This is a genomic window from Methylobacterium sp. WL9 (genome assembly GCF_008040035.1).
Classification (GTDB): domain Bacteria; phylum Pseudomonadota; class Alphaproteobacteria; order Rhizobiales; family Beijerinckiaceae; genus Methylobacterium; species Methylobacterium thuringiense.
Window position 1 is genome coordinate 112,680 of sequence record NZ_VRVE01000002.1, and the last position, 15,856, is coordinate 128,535.

At 67.7% G+C, this 15,856-nt stretch carries 12 protein-coding genes; 3 read left to right on the forward strand and 9 right to left on the reverse strand.

Annotated elements, in window-relative coordinates; all coding sequences use genetic code 11:
• Positions 1–305: 305 nt before the first annotated feature.
• Together hfq and hflX are read left to right on the forward strand one after the other, a co-directional pair.
• On the forward strand, positions 306–563 hold the full coding sequence (hfq, locus tag FV217_RS01540) for an RNA chaperone Hfq (RefSeq protein ID WP_147080744.1): 258 nt from the start codon (positions 306–308) through the stop codon (positions 561–563).
• A 95-nt stretch (positions 564–658) separates the two neighbouring features.
• Positions 659–2,053 (forward strand): GTPase HflX, encoded by a 1,395-nt coding sequence (gene hflX / locus FV217_RS01545; protein ID WP_147813609.1) that lies wholly within the window; start codon positions 659–661, stop codon positions 2,051–2,053.
• A 183-nt stretch (positions 2,054–2,236) separates the two neighbouring features.
• Here the strand turns inward: hflX and FV217_RS01550 are convergent, their stop codons facing one another.
• From FV217_RS01550 to FV217_RS01590, 9 genes are all read right to left on the reverse strand, one after another.
• On the reverse strand, positions 2,237–3,805 hold the full coding sequence (locus tag FV217_RS01550; RefSeq protein WP_147813611.1) for a SulP family inorganic anion transporter: 1,569 nt from the start codon (positions 3,803–3,805) through the stop codon (positions 2,237–2,239).
• A gap of 15 nt (positions 3,806–3,820) precedes the next feature.
• Positions 3,821–4,528: a carbonic anhydrase gene (locus FV217_RS01555; RefSeq protein ID WP_147813613.1), complete on the reverse strand. Its 708-nt coding sequence runs from the start codon at positions 4,526–4,528 to the stop codon at positions 3,821–3,823.
• A gap of 761 nt (positions 4,529–5,289) precedes the next feature.
• Positions 5,290–6,330 (reverse strand): alpha/beta fold hydrolase, encoded by a 1,041-nt coding sequence (locus FV217_RS01560; protein ID WP_147813615.1) that lies wholly within the window; start codon positions 6,328–6,330, stop codon positions 5,290–5,292.
• A 146-nt stretch (positions 6,331–6,476) separates the two neighbouring features.
• Positions 6,477–7,304, reverse strand: coding sequence for a methyltransferase domain-containing protein (locus tag FV217_RS01565; RefSeq protein ID WP_147813617.1), 828 nt, complete (start codon positions 7,302–7,304; stop codon positions 6,477–6,479).
• A 398-nt stretch (positions 7,305–7,702) separates the two neighbouring features.
• Entirely contained in the window at positions 7,703–8,170 is a 468-nt protein-coding gene (locus FV217_RS01570) for a c-type cytochrome, methanol metabolism-related (RefSeq protein WP_238230826.1), read from the reverse strand.
• A gap of 464 nt (positions 8,171–8,634) precedes the next feature.
• Entirely contained in the window at positions 8,635–9,021 is a 387-nt protein-coding gene (locus tag FV217_RS01575) for a DUF305 domain-containing protein (protein WP_147813619.1), read from the reverse strand.
• A gap of 26 nt (positions 9,022–9,047) precedes the next feature.
• Positions 9,048–12,218 (reverse strand): efflux RND transporter permease subunit, encoded by a 3,171-nt coding sequence (locus FV217_RS01580; protein ID WP_147813621.1) that lies wholly within the window; start codon positions 12,216–12,218, stop codon positions 9,048–9,050.
• Positions 12,219–12,338: 120 nt separating this feature from the next.
• A complete protein-coding gene (locus FV217_RS01585) occupies positions 12,339–14,021 on the reverse strand; it encodes an HlyD family efflux transporter periplasmic adaptor subunit (protein ID WP_147813623.1) in 1,683 nt (560 codons plus the stop codon).
• 63 nt (positions 14,022–14,084) lie between these two features.
• Positions 14,085–14,465, reverse strand: coding sequence for a hypothetical protein (locus FV217_RS01590; RefSeq protein WP_147813625.1), 381 nt, complete (start codon positions 14,463–14,465; stop codon positions 14,085–14,087).
• A 283-nt stretch (positions 14,466–14,748) separates the two neighbouring features.
• Between FV217_RS01590 and FV217_RS01595 the strand changes: the two genes are divergently transcribed.
• The gene (locus FV217_RS01595) at positions 14,749–15,849 is read left to right on the forward strand and encodes an efflux RND transporter periplasmic adaptor subunit (RefSeq protein ID WP_238230747.1); all 1,101 of its coding nucleotides are present in this window, start codon (positions 14,749–14,751) and stop codon (positions 15,847–15,849) included.
• Positions 15,850–15,856: the final 7 nt, after the last annotated feature.

Consider the following 15,856-nt stretch of genomic DNA (forward strand, 5'->3'; position numbering starts at 1 on the left):
CCGGATCCGTATCCGATCCGATTGCATCGGGCCTGCGGCTCCAAGGTTCTGTCTCGACGCGCTTTTTGCCGGCCGATTGCGACTGCCTGGTCGGAAGGTGCACTGGACCGGACCACCTTGCTGTGGACCGGTCCAAGAAGAAGCCTTCCGCTGCGCAAGCCTCTTGCGTCGCCGAAGGCTTCGCCGTGTAATGGAGAGGGCTTGCGGAGTCAGACCCGAATGTCGGCTGTGGACGGTCCGACGCGCGTCGCCAACCAAGAGAACCCACCCGAGTGGCGGGCACGAATCAAAAAAGGATAAGAAAAATGGCGGGCGAGCGTGCACAGAACCTTCAGGACACGTTTCTCAACCATGTTCGCAAGAACAAGATCCCGCTCACGATCTTCCTCGTCAACGGCGTCAAGCTTCAGGGCGTGGTAACCTGGTTCGACAATTTTTGTGTGCTTCTGCGCCGTGATGGACATTCGCAGCTCGTCTACAAGCACGCGATCTCGACCATCATGCCCGGCCATCCCGTACAGTTGTTCGAGCCGGACGAGGCTGCGCCCGCCGAGAAGGTTTGACGCCTTTTCTCGCGCAGCTTGAGGTTGCGCCGAGCGAACCCCGTGCGAAACGGCAGCGGCATCACGATATGTCGTCGTGATGCCAAGAGGATTTCATGACTGAGACGCTGACCCCCGCCGAAGATCGGCTGCGGCGTCACGCCGCGCCCGAAGGCGACATCGCGGCCGCGACCCGCACATTGGTCGTCGGACCCTATCTGACCCGCGCCGCCGAGCGATCGGCGAGTAGCGGCGAGACCCCGCGCTCGATCGAGGCGCGCCTCGACGAAGCCACCGGCCTCGCGGCGGCGATCGAGCTCGACGTGACGCAGGCGATCAGCGTCCAGATCCAGCGCATCCGGCCCTCGACGTATCTCGGCAAGGGCCGGGTCGAGGAGATCGCCGGGCTGATCGCGGCGGAAGAGATCGGCCTCGTCGTCGCCGATTGCGCGCTCTCGCCGGTGCAGCAGCGCAACCTCGAGAAGGCCTGGGGCGCCAAGGTCATCGACCGTACCGGCCTGATCCTCGAGATTTTCGGCCGCCGCGCCTCGACCCGCGAGGGCACGCTGCAGGTCGAGCACGCCCACCTGTCCTACCAGAAGAGCCGGCTCGTGCGGTCTTGGACCCACCTGGAGCGGCAGCGCGGCGGCTTCGGCTTCCTCGGCGGCCCCGGCGAGACCCAGATCGAGGCCGACCGCCGCCAGATCCAGGAGCGCATGACCAAGATCGAGCGCGATCTCGATTCGGTGACCCGGACCCGCGGCCTGCACCGCACCAGCCGGGCGCGGGTGCCGTACCCGATCGTGGCACTGGTCGGCTACACCAATGCCGGCAAGTCGACGCTGTTCAACGCGCTGACCAAAGCGGACGTGAAGGCGCAGGACATGCTGTTCGCGACCCTCGACCCGACGGCCCGCGCCACCAAGCTCCCGCACGGCGAGACGGTGATCCTGTCCGACACCGTCGGATTCATCTCCGACCTGCCGACCTCGCTGATCGCCGCCTTTCGCGCCACACTGGAGGACGTGATCGAGGCCGACATCCTGCTGCATGTCCGCGACGTCTCGCACGGCGACACGGAAGCGCAGCGCGAGGACGTCGACACGGTGCTGCGCGAACTCGGCATCGAGGCGAATGCCGACCGCATCATCGAGGTTTGGAACAAGGCCGACCTGCTGCACGAGGGCGAGCGCACCCGGCTCGCCAATCTTGGCAATCAGAGCGGCAGCGCAGCCCCCGTGCTGGTCTCGGCGCTGACCGGGGAGGGGCTCGACGCACTCTCCTCCCGCATCGAGAAGCGCATCGCTACCGCCCGCTCGACCTTCGCGGTGAAGCTCGGGCCGGAGGAGGGGGCGGCGCTAAACTGGCTCTACGAAAATGCCGAGGTGCTCGATCGCAAGTCGGAGGAGGGCGGCGCGATGCATCTCGCCATCCGCATCGCGCCGGAGAAGGAGCCGCGCTTCCTCAACCGCTTCGAAGGCGCGCGTCGCATCCGCAGCGCCACTCGGTAGAACGAGCTTCGACATCGAAAAAGGCCGGCGCGGTGATCCCACGCCGGCCTTTTGCGTGTCTGCGTCCGGTCAGAGCAGGCTGCGAAAAAGTGGTAACGTTTTTTTCGCGCGAAGCCTGCTGTCAACTTTTGGATCGATCACGTTTTCTGCGTTCTGATCGATTCGATCAAAACGCAGCGCGATCTAGTGCGCTGCAGCGGGATGAAGTGCTGCCGTCAGCTTCTCGCGCAGGCTGGCCGAGCCGCCGACGACCTCGAAGGTCGTTCCGGCCTTGGCCCGGCGCGAGGCCCAGTCCTGGATCATCTCCAGGCAGGTATGGTCGACATGGCCCAGCTTGTCCGCGGAGACGCGGACGGTGCCGCCCACCGGCGTCAGCTCCAGCGCCTCGTTCAGGTGCGGCAGCTGCAGGAAGGTCGCAGACCCCGAGAGTCGGACCTCCGGGACGGCCGCGAGGCCGCCCTCGGGCTGGAAGGCCGTCGCGGCGCCGCCCTCGATCTTGAGCAGGCCCTTCTGGAGCAGGTGCGGAACCACCTGGATCAGGCTGAGGCCGAGGCCGACGAGCACGCCGGTGAGGAGGTCGGTGCCGACCACGGTCAGCATGGTAACCAGCCAGATCGCCGCGGTCGCGATGCCGTGGCGCCGGTGAAGGTGGAAGGCGTGCTCGATGCTGATGAGGCGCACGCCGGTGACGACGAGGATGCCGGCGAGCGCCGCCGTCGGCACCAGCTCCAGCGCCCAGGGCAGCGCCATCAGGAAGGCCAGGATCCAGGCGCCGTGCATCACGGCGGAGGCGCGGCTCACGGCGCCGGCCTGGACGTTGGCCGAGGAGCGCACGATCACGCCGGTCATCGGCAGGCCGCCGGCGAGGCCGCACAGCATGTTGCCGATGCCCTGCGCGCCGAGCTCCCGGTTGTACTGGGTGCGCGGGCCGTCATGCATCCGGTCGACCGCCGCCGCCGAGAGCAGGCTCTCGGCGCTGGCGATGATGGCGAGGGTGAGCGCCATGACGATCATGGTCGGCTCCGAGAGCCGGCCCCAATCGCCAGTGGCCGGCAGCGCCAGCGTCGAGAGGATCGCATCCGGCACGTCGACATGCTTGACGGCAAGGCCGGCGACGGCGCTGACGACGGTGCCTGCGACCACGCCGACGAGCGCGCCCGGCAGCATCTTCAGCCGGGCCGGCCGGATCTTCTCCCAGCCGAGCATGCCGACGATGGTCGAGAGGCCGACGATCACCGCGCCGGTCTTGTTGCCCTCGCCCTGCACGAAGTCGAAGAAGGCGGCCGGGATGGCGACGAGGTTGTCGAGGCCGCTCGCCTGCGGCAGCGCGTCGGTGAGCACGTGGATCTGCCCGAGCACGATCAGCACGCCGATGCCGGCGAGCATGCCGTGCACGACGGCCGGCGAGATCGCCCGGAACCAGCCGCCGACGCGGAGCGCCCCGGCGAGGATCTGGATCGCGCCGGCCACCACCAGCACGGGGCCGAGCATGCCGATGCCGTGCTCGCGCACGAACTCGAAGACGATGACCGCGAGGCCGGCGGCGGGGCCGCTGACCTGGAGCGGCGAACCCGCGAGCATGCCGACGATGAGGCCGCCGATGATGCCCGTGATCAGTCCGCGCTCGGGCGGGACGCCCGAGGCGATGGCGATACCCATGCACAGTGGCAGCGCCACCAGGAACACGACGAAGGAGGCGGGCAGGTCCCGCGACAGGGAGGCGGGCAGGAACCGCGAGAGGGACTGTGGCATGGGGTTGGTTGGACCTTATTCGGCCGCGACCGACATCGCTCGCGCGAATTCGGGGGCGGCGACCCTCACGGAAGGAGCCTGCGCGACCTTGATCTGGATGTTCTCCTCGATCGAAACGAAGCCTCCCTCCTCGCCGTCATAGGCAAGGACGGTGCCCTTCTCGATCTCGAAGAACCAGCCGTGGAGGCGCAACTGACCTCTGGCGAGGCCCGAGGCGACGCTCGGATGCGTGCGCAGGTTGCTGAGCTGGACGACGACGTTCTCCAGCGCCAGGGCGCGGTGACGGTCCTTCGGGTCCATGTCGGCGGGATAGGCCTCACAGACGATCCGGCTGGCCGCCTGGCTGTGCTTCAGCCACGCCGCGACGTTCGGCATCTTCTCGAGGGCCTCGGGCATCATCAGCCCCTTCATCGCGCCGCAATCGGAATGGCCGCAGATGACGATGTCGCGCACGCCGAGCGCCACGACGGCGTACTCGATCGCCGAGGAGACACCGCCGTTATGCTGCGAGTACGGGGGCACGATGTTGCCGGCGTTGCGGCAGACGAAGAGGTCGCCGGGGCCGGATTGGGTGATGTGCTCGGGGGAGACGCGGGAATCGGCGCAGGCGATGATCAGGGCGCTCGGGTTCTGGCCGTCGCGGACGAGTTGCTCATAGACCTTCTGCTGTCCGGGAAATATATTTCCGCGGAAATTCGAGATGCCCTGAATGATATTGTCCACGAATGACCTCGTCGTCTCGAATGGGAGGCTCGGTACGCTGCGGAGGCAATACTCGTCTGAGATGACGGATTGATTGCAGTCAGAAAGATGCTTCGGAACTCACATGATCGGCATGCCGACCAAGAATCTGACTGGAACGATCGGGCGGCGGCCCCATTCCATACTGCGGCTATTCTTGGACGCGCGTATCTCGCGCTACATTCATCCCGGGGCAGCGATTGTGTCGCACGCTCCGGTCTGCGTTGCCGCCGGGGCGAGGACCGTCGGCGGGCGCTGCCCGTCCGATTGCGCTCGTCTCGAGAGTGGTGACGTTTCGATCAGGCGTCCATGACTGTCGCTATCCCGGCACGAAGTCTTTCAGCGCGCTCCATCCTATAGCGATGTAAACACCAAACTTAAGTGCGTTTTCGCACTTGTATATACTTGAGGTTTAATCCCGGGGAACTTTCAGCAATGTGCGTGATCGCACATCTCTGCAGTGTGGTGCAGATTTTCAGGGATGATTTTCGGAGAGCGGCCACGGAATGCGGAGAGGCGCGTATCGCTCAAGTTGCGTCGGCCGCCGTCACCTCCACAGGCCGTCATGGATGGTCGCGACTGCTCGCACCCTGTCCGACCGAACGGACCGGTCGAAGCGAGCGCTCTGCTCAGCTCTGCAGGGAGAAACCGGAGACAGTGCCGGAACGCCCGATCCCGCGTGACGCCGACCTCGACGTGGACGGCAGGATGGCGCCTGCGATCACCGTGGTGTTCGGATACGACTAAGCTGCACGCTCACGCGGCGTCGTCTTATCAGTCGTTTCGGTCTCTCTCCGATCTTGAGCTTCCAGCCATCGAACCGCGAGCTGGGCGGCCTTGGCATCGACCAGCAGATCCCAGTGCCCTCCGGGGCCGACTTCGGGAAGCTCCGCGTGAGGCGCGACGACCGCGAACGCTCCGGCGTAGTGGCGCTGCGAGAAGCATTCGTCGTCCGAGCAGGCCAGGACCAGCACCGGCTTGTCGGCGGGGAGCGGCCGGGCGTTCGCCGACCAACGGTCCGGTCCGAAAGCCAGGAGCGTGCTGAACGACCAGCTCGGCACGTAGCGCGGATCGCCCGCCGCCTCGATGTTGAAGTCGACGACGGTGCTGCCGTTGAAGCGGGTGATGCCGAGGACGTTCGCCAGCGTCAGGAGCCGCAGGACGCCGATGCGCAGACGGACCCAGCCGCCGAAATGCGGACGATCCACCTCGGAGCCGAAACCCAGGAACGGCGCCAGGAACAGGTACGACGACACGAGGTCCGCGGCCGGGCTGCGCGCGAAGGCCAGGACGATTCCGCCGCCGGCGGAATGGCCGCCCAAGGTGACCTGGGGCCGATCGTGGGTGGCATGAAGGTGACGGACGAAGGCGACGACATCGCCGATCATCTGGCCCTGGTCGTCGATGGCGTGCCCGCGCGGGCCGCTCGACCGGCCGTGCCCACGCATGTCGAGGGTATAGACATGGGCGGCGTTGCGGCGGACGATTCGCACGGCCATCTCGTGGGCCAGGTCACAGAAGCAGCCCGAGCCGTGAATCAGAACGAGCACGCGTTTGCTGTCGGCCGCCGCGTAATGACGGAAGCCGAGGCTGGCCGAGGGAACCGGGAAGGTCTGCGCCGGCGGAAGGTCCGACCAGTCGGAGGCGGCGATCCGCGCGAAGCTCGATCGTTCGAGGATTGGCGCCGCCGTCCGCGTGAATGCGCCGATCGCCCGGATGTAGCTGCCCAGCGACCTCCAATGGATCCCCGGTCTGTCGCAGGCCGGTACTGCGGCTTTGATCATCCGAAGGCCCAGCTGAAGTCGCTTTAGGGTCGCCGGCCCGATTCCATCCGGCCGACGAGCCTAAAGTCTGTTCTGGCGCGCCTTCTTTCGACCAACCGGCATCCACTCGATCGGAAAGCGCTCGAGCCTGGGCTATCTGACGGAGATTAAACCTTCGTTCCCGCAACCGTCATAATTGACATCCCGCCGACGAAACGGCCGGTGCGACCGCGCTCCTCGAGTTCCGCGACCCATTCCGTCGCCTTTTCCTTCGTCACGGCTCCGCTCTCCACCAGGCGGCGCACGATGCCGGCAAAGTCCAGGATCTTGCCGACGATTCCGGGTTCGAAGGCCGTGACGGGGCTGACCGTCAGGGTGACGTCGACGAGGCCCGCATCCTTGAACAGCGCAACGAGATCCCGCGCCAGGAACGGCGAGGTGCAGGTCTGCGCGATTTCGTGGACGACGCGTTGCGCGAGTTCCGGATCGGAGCTCGACATCCAGCAGCCCGGCATGTCGGGCTCGCTGACGACGACACGGCCGCCCGGCTTGGTGGCCCGAACCATCTCGGCCAAGGTTTGCGTTGCATCGGGAACATGGATAAGGACGCGGTCGGCCCGCACGGCATCGAAGCGTCCTTCCGCCGCCGTCATGCCGTCCGCGCTGCCGAAGGCGAAACTCAAGCCCGGAATATTGCCGTACCGCGCCCGCGCCTGCGCCAGCATCGTCTCGCTCAAGTCGAAACCCGTCACGCTGCCGGAGGGTTGGACCAGCGCGATCAGACGGCCTGCATCGTCGCCCGCTCCGCAGCCGATGTCGGCGACGGACGCGCCGGGAACGAGCCTCAGCAGCGCGAAGGCAATCTGCTTGTAGTCCTGGAAAGCCGGCAACGCCTGCATCTCGTCGAGTTTGGCGACGAAATGTTCGGAATCCGCAGAATCGACGTCGGCAAAATCACCCAGGCTTCGGGATTGCTGCGAAAGCACATCATGCATGGCGGCGCCCTTATGGTATCGAGATAGCTACTACTATGCCGTGTATTGTGCGTCTTCGTTTTTACGGCGCCATTTAAGATTGCTCATTCCAAATACGTAGTCGAGGTTAAACCGACGATTAACCATGATTAAATTTTACTGTGTATTTGGGGATGCGATGCCAAGGTCTCCGTCGACTGCTCCATCCTGAAGAGGTGCGCGACGGCATCGGCATGACGACGCGTCGTGCGAGTCCCTTCCGAACGTGGACGTTCGGGATCAGTGCCGGGCGTCGGATTTCGAGCGATGTCGTGGATCGGGCGCGTCGTGGACGGCCGCAGCAGCGCGGGCGAAACGGTGACGACGTCGAGCGAAGCAGGCCGGCATCCGAGGCCGGCCCGCCCGCCGTCGCTTCCCAATCAGCTGCCGAGGCAGCCCTTCTCGGCTTCCGCGATGGCGCCGGGCTTGTCCTCGTGGCCCCCCGGACGCGTGCGGCCCCAGGCGTCGTCGGCGCGGGCCTTCAGGTAGACGTAGAGATCGTCGACGTAGCAGGCCACGTTCTTGTTGCCGCCGAACGCCGGCATGACCTTGTTCTCGGAGGCGTTCACGTCCTGCTTGCCGCCCATCACCGTCTCCTGGAACTTGTCGTAGGTGAGGGTCTTCAGGGAGTCGGCGAGGGCCGGCGCGTAGGTCGAGCCGGCGCCGTCCGGACCGTGACAGGTGTGGCACTCGGCGTGATAGCGGCGGTAGCCGGAATAGGTCAGCCAATCGACCTTCTTGCCCTCTTCCGAGATGTTGTAGGTCGGGTGGCCGTCGGCATCGAGATACTTGCCGTCCTCGCTCTTGGCCGGCTTCTTCGGCTCCGCATTCGCCGCGCCCGTCGCCAGTCCCGACGCCGCCGCGAAGGCTGCGAGGAAGGCGAGTTTCCGCAATTGTCCGGGATGTCCGTGTCTCAAGGCGTTCTCCCTGTTCTGGCGACACGTCTTCGCAGAGACGGCATCGATTCCGATCACCGTGGCTGGGACTGTCGCTCCAAGGCCGTGGCGTTCGGCCGCACAGGGAAACTCATGAGATCCGCATAAGGATGCAGCGTAAAGTCGAATTTGAGAAATTCTAGTCTATCTGTCAGGTATGATACACCTGTTTTGCGCTGCGTTCATTGCAGCGCAACTTCAGAGTTTTCGATCGGAACAGGTTCGCGTCAGTCCCAGGATTTTGCAGTGCAGCTATAGGCTCGCGGGGTCGCCTGACCATCCAATGTCGCGGCAGTTCGGGTCGGGCTCCCGGCCCCGGTGCCGACTTCGACCGGGGTGCGCGAGCAACCGATGACGGCGGCTCGCACTCCGGGCGATCACTGAGCGGCGGAGGACTGCCGGCGCTTTAGAAAAGCCTGCATCTGCGCGATCTCGACGTTCTGCGCCTTGATGATCTCTTCGGCGAGCTTGCGGATCTCCGGATCCTTCGAATGCGCCAACGCGACCTTCGCCATGGCGACGGCGCCCCTGTGATGCGGAATCATCCCGCGCACAAAGTCGAGATCGACGTCGCCAGAATAGCTGATGGTCATGTCCCGGTGCATCTGTGCGTCGGCCGCGCGGAATTCCCTGGTGGCCGCCGTATCGGTGGCCTTAGCCTCGGGCATGGCGTGGTCGTGATGATGCGCCCCCTCTGCGAGGGCCGTCGCGGCGGCGAAGCCCGAGGCGAGGAGGAGGGCGGCGGCGAGGGCGGCTTTGCGCATGCGGGTTCTCGTCGGGTGAGGGGGGATCAATAGGCTTCGCGGAGCGCGCCGGCCGTCGGCGTCTCGGCCTTCAGCCGGGCGAAGGCGCGGCGGCCGAAGCGCAGGACCAGGACCGGCGTCAGCACCGCATCGAGCAGCGTCGCGCTCATCAGGCCGCCGAAGATCGTGACCGCGACGGGGTGGAGGATCTCCTTGCCCGGCGCGGTGCCGTCGATCAGCAGCGGCACCAGCGCGATGCCGGCCGAGAGGGCCGTCATCAGCACCGGAGTCATCCGTTCCAGACTCGCCCGCATCACGAGGGCGGGGCCGAGGTCGAGTCCCTCGCCGGCCGCGAGGTTCAGCATGTGGCTGATCTTGAGGATGCCGTTGCGGGCGACGATCCCGGTGAGCGTGACGAATCCGATCATCGACGCGACGGAGACCGGTAGTCCGGCGATCCACAAGGCCGCCACGCTGCCGATCATGGCCGCCGGCACGTTCGCGATGATCACCAGGGTGAGCGTCACGGAGCGATACCGGCCGTGCAGCAGGGCGAACACCATGACGATCGAGGTCAGCATGAGCAGGCCGATGGTCCGGGCGGCCTCGCCTTGCGCCCGATACGTCCCCTCCAGGCTCGCGCCGACCCCCTTGGGAAGCCGGGCGCCGTCCACCACGCCCTGGATTCCGGCGACGAGAGCGGTCATGTCGGTGCGGCCGTCGGAATTCGCCTGGATGACGATCCGCCGACGGCCGTTCTCGCGAAGAATCTGGTTCGGCCCGTCGGTCTCGCGGATGTCGGCGATCTCGCGGGCCGGCACCCAGCCCGACGGCGTCTCGACCAGGAGATCCCCCAACGCCTGCGGCGTGCGGCGCGCCTCGGGCAGGCGCACCACGACGTCGTAGCGGCGCGGCCCGTCGGCGATGGTCGAGACCGTGCGGCCGTTGGCGAGCCTGCTGATCGCCTCGACGACGCCCGAGGGCGAGACCCCGTAGAGCGCGGCGCGGTTGTGATCGACGCGGATGTCGAGCTGCGGGATCAGCACCTGCCGCTCGATCTGCAGGTCGGCCAAGCCACTCACCTCCTTGGCGATCTTTTCGCGCAGGGCCTCGGCGCTGCTCCGCAGGGTGTCGAGATCCTCGCCGAACAGCTTCAGGGCGATCTCGGCGCGCACGCCCGAGAGCATGTGATCGAGCCGGTGCGAGATCGGCTGGCCGACATTCACCGCGACCGGCAGTACCGCCAGCCGCGCCCGCAAATCCGCAACCACGGCCTCGCGCGCGCGGCCGCCGGGCTTCATCCGCACTTCCAAGTCCGAAGAGTGGACGCCCTCGGCATGCTCGTCGAGCTCGGCCCGTCCGGTGCGGCGGCCCACCGCCTGCACCTCGGGGACGTCCAGCAGCAGGCGCTCGGCGATGGTGCCGACGCGGGCGCTCTCGGTGAGGGAGATCCCCGGCCGGAAAGTGAGGTTGATCGTGAACGAGCCCTCGTTGAAGGCCGGCAGGAAGGCCCGCGGCAGCCGGCTCGCCCCGATCCCCGAAGCGACCACCGCGATCACCGTCGCCACGATCAGCAGGCGCTGGTGCACGAGTGCGCCGCGCAGGAGCACCGCATAGCCGGCCTTGAGGCTGCGCACGAGCAGCGGCTCGTGGTCGGCGAGGCTCTTCATTCCGGGCAGCAGGTAGGAGGCCAGCACCGGCGTCAGCGTCACCGAGACGAGCAGGCTCGCCAGGATGGCGACGATGTAGGCCTGCCCCAGCGGCGCGAACAGCCGGCCCTCGATGCCCGACAGCGCGAAGAGCGGTACCAAGACCAGCACGATGATCGCCGTCGCATAGACGATGCCCGAGCGGACTTCGCTCGAGGCCGCCACCACGACATCGAAGACCGGGCGCGGCGAACCCGCCGCCCGGTTCTCGCGCAGCCGGCGATGGATGTTCTCGACGTCGACCACGGCGTCGTCGACCAACTCGCCGATGGCGATGGCGAGGCCGCCGAGCGTCATCGTGTTGATCGACAATCCGAAGAGCTTGAAGACCAGGGCGGTCGTCAGGATCGAGACGGGAATCGCGGTCAGCGAGATCAGCGTCGTGCGCGCATTCATCAGGAAGGCGAACAGCACCAGCGCGACCACCGCGACGGCCTCCAGCAGGACCCGCTCGACGTTGCCGAGGGATGTCTCGATGAAGTCCGCCTGCCGGAACAGGATTTTTTCGGCGTCGATGCCGGCGGGCAGGCTCGGGCTGATGTCCTTGAGGGCGGCTTCCACGCTCTGGGTAAGGCGCACCGTGTCCACGCCCGGCTGCTTTTCCACCGAGAGGATCACCGACGGTTTGCCCATGTAGCCGGCGTCGCCGCGCCGGGGCTTGGCCGCGTAGGCCACCTCGGCGACCTGGCGCAGATGCACCCGGCCCTCGACCGCCGGATTGCCGGTGCCCGGCAGGTCCGCCGCCGCGGTGGCGCCCTGCGCGCCGGTTGGGATCACGACGTTGCGCAGGTCGTCGAGGCTCAACGTGCGGCCGACGTTGCGGATCAGGATCTCGCGGGCGCTGCTATCCGCGAAACCGCCGCCGGCATTGGTGCCGAAGCCGGCGAGCGCGTTGGCGAGGCCTTGGTTGGTCACGCCGAGCATGCGCATCGCGGCCGGGTTCGGGCTGACCCGGAACTGGCGGACCTCGCCGCCGATCGGGATCACCTGCGCCACGCCGGGAATGGCGAGCAGCCGCGGCCGCAGGGTGAAATCGGCGGTCTCGCGGAGCTCCATCGGCGTCGCCGTCTCGCCGGTCACCGCGACGAGCAGGATGCCGCCCATGATCGAGGCCACCGGCCCCATGGTCGGCTCGACGCCCGCCGGCAGCTCGGCCCGCACCAGGGCGAGCTTTTCGGCGACGAACTGGCGATCGCGATAGAGGTCGGTGTCCCAGTCGAATTCCACCGTGACGATGGAGAGGCCGACGCCTGAGACCGAGCGGACGCGGCTGACGCCGGGTAGGCCGTTCATTCGGGTCTCGATCGGGTAGGTGACGAGCTGCTCGACCTCGCGCGGCGCATAGCCGTCCGCCTCCGTCATCACCGTGACGGTGGGCCGGTTCAGATCGGGCAGCACGTCGACCGGCAATCGCGTAAGCGCCAGCCCGCCGCCGAGTACGAGGGCGGCGCAGAGGGCGAGGACGAGGACGCGGTTCAGCAGGGCGGCGCGGACGAGGAAGGCGAACATCGCGCTAAATCCTCTCGCAGGACGCACGCGCCGGTCGTGAGCAGCCTCCCTCTCCCCGCACGCGGGTAGAGGGGGGCGCCCGCCTTGAAGCGGTGGCGTCTGGCCGATGCAAAGCCATGATCACCGCACCTGATCCAGCAACTCGGCACCTTGCGTCACGATCCGCCGACCGGCTGCAACGCCGCCCGCCACGAGCACCCGCTCCGCATCCAGCGGCTCGACCTTCACGGCCAGCGGCGCGAAGCGCTCGGCCGAGACGTGCTCGTAGACGACCGCACCGCCCTCGGAGCGGATCACGCTGGCCCGGGGCAGGGCGAGGCCGGTGGCCGTGCCGCCGGTTGGGGCCAGCACGGTCACGAACTGGCCGAGCCGCACGCCGTCGGCTCCGCCTGTGATCGCGAACTGCACCGGGACCGCCTGGGCACGGTCGGCGAGGCCGGCGCCGCGATAGGCGAGGGTAAGGGTGCGGCCGTCTGGCAGGCGTCCGGTGGCCGTGGCGCCGGGCTCCAGAGCCTCGAAGCTCAAGGCCTCCACGTAGAGCTTCCCAGGGTCGACGATCCGAAAAACCATGGTGCCGGGGGCGGCCATCTGGCCGGCGGTCGCGGCGCGCTCCGCGACAACGCCGTCGACGGGGGCGATCAGGTCCTCCGGCACGCGGCGAAGGGTGTCGAGGGCGCTGCGGCGATCCTTGAGGCCGGTGAGTTCGGCTTGGGCATCGTCCAGCGCCGTCTTCGCGATGGCGCCGCTCGGCGCGAGCTTTTCGTAGCGGGCGACGCGGCGGGCGACGATGGCGATCTGCTGGTCGAGATCGCCCTGGGTCTGGCGCATGTCGGAGGCGTCCACCGCCTGCACCGGCGGCGTGACGGTGGCGAGCACGTCGCCCCGGCGCACCTGCGCGCCGAGATTCGGAAAACCGCCGGGCGGCGGCGACAGACGTCCGCCGACGGAGGATTGCACGACGCCGCTGGCATTCGGATCGGCGATCACCCGGCCGGGCAGCTCGATGGTCCGGCGATAGGCGGCCTCGGCCGTCACGCCGGTGCGGACGGCCAGAAGATGCTGCGTCGCCTTCGGCACGAAGACGGTGCCGTCGGGCAGCCGGCGTGCCTGCTCGAAGACGGTGGCGGTGGGCTCGATCAGGGCCGCACCGTTCACAGGCGGCGGCGGTTCGTCGTGGCCTTCATGCGCGATGGCCGCGCCGCCGACCAGCAGGGTCAGCGTCAGGGCGAGGACCGCCAGGGCCGGGAGCGCGCGCCGCGAGCGCATCAACGCGATGGTCGCGAGCCCGAGCAGGAACCCACCCGCCACCGCGCCGACGAGGCCCTGGTGGCCGAGATGGTTTCGGAGTTCGGTGAGAAGGGCGGAGGGTTCTGCGGCTCCCGCTGCCGGCATGGCTTGCCCGGCTTCGGGCAGGTCGAGATCGAGCGTCAGCGTCTCCTCGATGCCGTCCGCCTTCACCGTGACGGCGAGGTCGTGGTGGCAGCCGGCCGCGAGCCAGGGCGCGGCAAGCCGGTAGCTGCCGTCCTCCTGCGCCTTCGCCTCGACGAAGCCGTCGGGCGTCTCGACGTCGATGTCGGCGCCGGCCACCGGTGCGTTGCTGGCGAAGGCGTCGAGATAGAGCACGAGATCGTGCCCGCGCGGGATCGCGACGAGTTCGAAGGTTGGGGAAGCGGCCTCGGCCCGCGGCCCGACATGGGCCGGTACGGGGGCTTCAGTGCCGTGGTCGTGACCCTCGTGGGCCAGCCCCGGATGCGCTCCAAAAACGGCCAGCGCCCAGAGCGCTGCCGCAAACAATCGAGACATGACGAAAAACCTTCACCGGAGGGAGGCCGCCGGCGGCGCGCGAGCGCGGCCCGGGCAGCGAGCTCAGGCGAAGGGTCTGGGGGGCTCGGGGAGCGCCTCGGGTACGATTCCGTCCGGGCTCGCATGCTCGCGCGACAGGGAGCGGGCCGACGCCATCGGCGGCAGCGTTGCGTTTGTGCCTTCCGGGGCGAGCCCGGTGGCACAGCAGCACGAACCGTGATGACCGTCGGCGGCACAGCACGGACCGGTGCAGTCGATGCGGGCCTCGGCCTGGACCGTCATGACCGTGTTCGCGGCCGATGCGTGACGGGCTGCATCAACGGATATGGAGACGGAGGCGTGGGCATGGCCGTCATGGGCCTGCGCCGAGGACGGCGTCAGGGAGACGACGATCGTTGCGATCGCCAGCGCCAGAAGGAGCGCGATGTGTCGGACCAGAGCCATGACCCGCTCACGCTTAGCACGAACCTCGTTGCCGAGACAGGCCACCATTGTAGCGGGGACAGTCAGGGTAAAGGATTCGAAGGACGGGTTAAAACGGTAGTAAGATTCGGGATAAAACGGTAATCCGAGTACGGGATCAGAACGGCTTACGCCAAGTGGCCGAATATCGGGGAGCGCGCGTGGTTCGGTTTCGCATTGATCGAATCGGGTGGCCCCGTACGTCCTTTCCCGTCCCCTGGGGAGATGGCGGCGTCGCGCTCGCATTGAAAAAACCGGTGCGCCCGTGAGAGGCCGCAGCAACACCGCCGCCTGGTGGATGGCCGGCCTGCTGCTGGCCGCCGCCCTCGTTGTGCTGCCCTGGCCGTTTCTACAGGAGCAGTTCGCGCCGAAACCCCTGGTTCCGATCGCGCAGAAGACGCCCGAACCCGCCAAGGCCGAACCGGAGCGCCCCCATCTCCCGGCGATGCGCACCGCCGTCGAGGGCGGCCGCATCGTGGTGAAGCTCTCCGACGCCGAGCGCGGGCGCATGGGCGTCGAGACGGCGCGGCTGGTGCCGAAGGCGCATCGCACCGAGATCCAGGCCTATGGCAGCGTGCTCGACATCGCCCGCATCACCGACCTGACCAATTCCTACGCCAGCGCCAAGGCGGCTTTGCAGACGGCGCAGGCCCGGGCGGAGGTGTCGCGCAGCGCCTATGCGCGGGCCAAGAGTCTCGGCCAGTACGCGACGCAGGTGCAGGTCGAGACCTCCGAGGGCACGTTTCGCACCGACGAGGCGGCGCTCGCCGCGGCACAGTCGCAACTGCGCACCCTCGCGGCGACGGCCCAGCAGGAATGGGGGCCGGTGCTCGGCAAGGCGATCGTCGAGCGGGCGCCGGCGGTGACGCGGCTGATCGAGCGGGCCGACTTTCTGGTGCAGGTGACGCTGCCACCAGGCGAGACGCTCAAGGGCCAGCCTGGCGCGGCCTTTGCCGAGGTGCCGCCGCAGAGCGAGCGCGTGGCGCTCCGTCTCGTCTCGGCCGCGACCCGCACCGACCAGCGCATCCAGGGCTTGAGTTTCTTCTATACGGTGTCCGGCGAGAGCGGGCTCCTGCCCGGCATGAGCACGCTCGCCTTCCTCACCTCGGACAAGGTCGCCAACGGCATCGCCGTGCCCGAGAGCGCAGTGGTGCATTGGCAGGGCGGCGCCTGGATCTATCGGAGCGTCGGCGACGACACCTTCGCGCGCCATGCCCTGCGGTCGGACGCACCCATGGCCGACGATTCCTACGTCGTGGCCGACCTCACCACCGAGACCGAGATCGTCGTGACCGGGCCGCAGGCCGTGCTCTCCGAGGAGGTGCGGACGCAGGGCCAGGGCTCCACCGCCGACGACGACGATTGAGAGAGAC

Excerpts from the sequence above, each read along its gene's own strand:
- FV217_RS01550 (WP_147813611.1), bottom strand. The coding sequence starts at position 3,805 with ATGCCACAGTCCCTCTCGCGGTTCCTGCCCGCCTCCCTGTCGCGGGAC.
- hfq (WP_147080744.1), top strand. The coding sequence starts at position 306 with ATGGCGGGCGAGCGTGCACAGAACCTTCAGGACACGTTTCTCAACCAT.
- FV217_RS01590 (WP_147813625.1), bottom strand. The coding sequence starts at position 14,465 with ATGGCTCTGGTCCGACACATCGCGCTCCTTCTGGCGCTGGCGATCGCA.
- FV217_RS01585 (WP_147813623.1), bottom strand. The coding sequence starts at position 14,021 with ATGTCTCGATTGTTTGCGGCAGCGCTCTGGGCGCTGGCCGTTTTTGGA.
- FV217_RS01575 (WP_147813619.1), bottom strand. The coding sequence starts at position 9,021 with ATGCGCAAAGCCGCCCTCGCCGCCGCCCTCCTCCTCGCCTCGGGCTTC.
- FV217_RS01560 (WP_147813615.1), bottom strand. The coding sequence starts at position 6,330 with ATGATCAAAGCCGCAGTACCGGCCTGCGACAGACCGGGGATCCATTGG.
- FV217_RS01565 (WP_147813617.1), bottom strand. The coding sequence starts at position 7,304 with ATGCATGATGTGCTTTCGCAGCAATCCCGAAGCCTGGGTGATTTTGCC.
- hflX (WP_147813609.1), top strand. The coding sequence starts at position 659 with ATGACTGAGACGCTGACCCCCGCCGAAGATCGGCTGCGGCGTCACGCC.
- FV217_RS01580 (WP_147813621.1), bottom strand. The coding sequence starts at position 12,218 with ATGTTCGCCTTCCTCGTCCGCGCCGCCCTGCTGAACCGCGTCCTCGTC.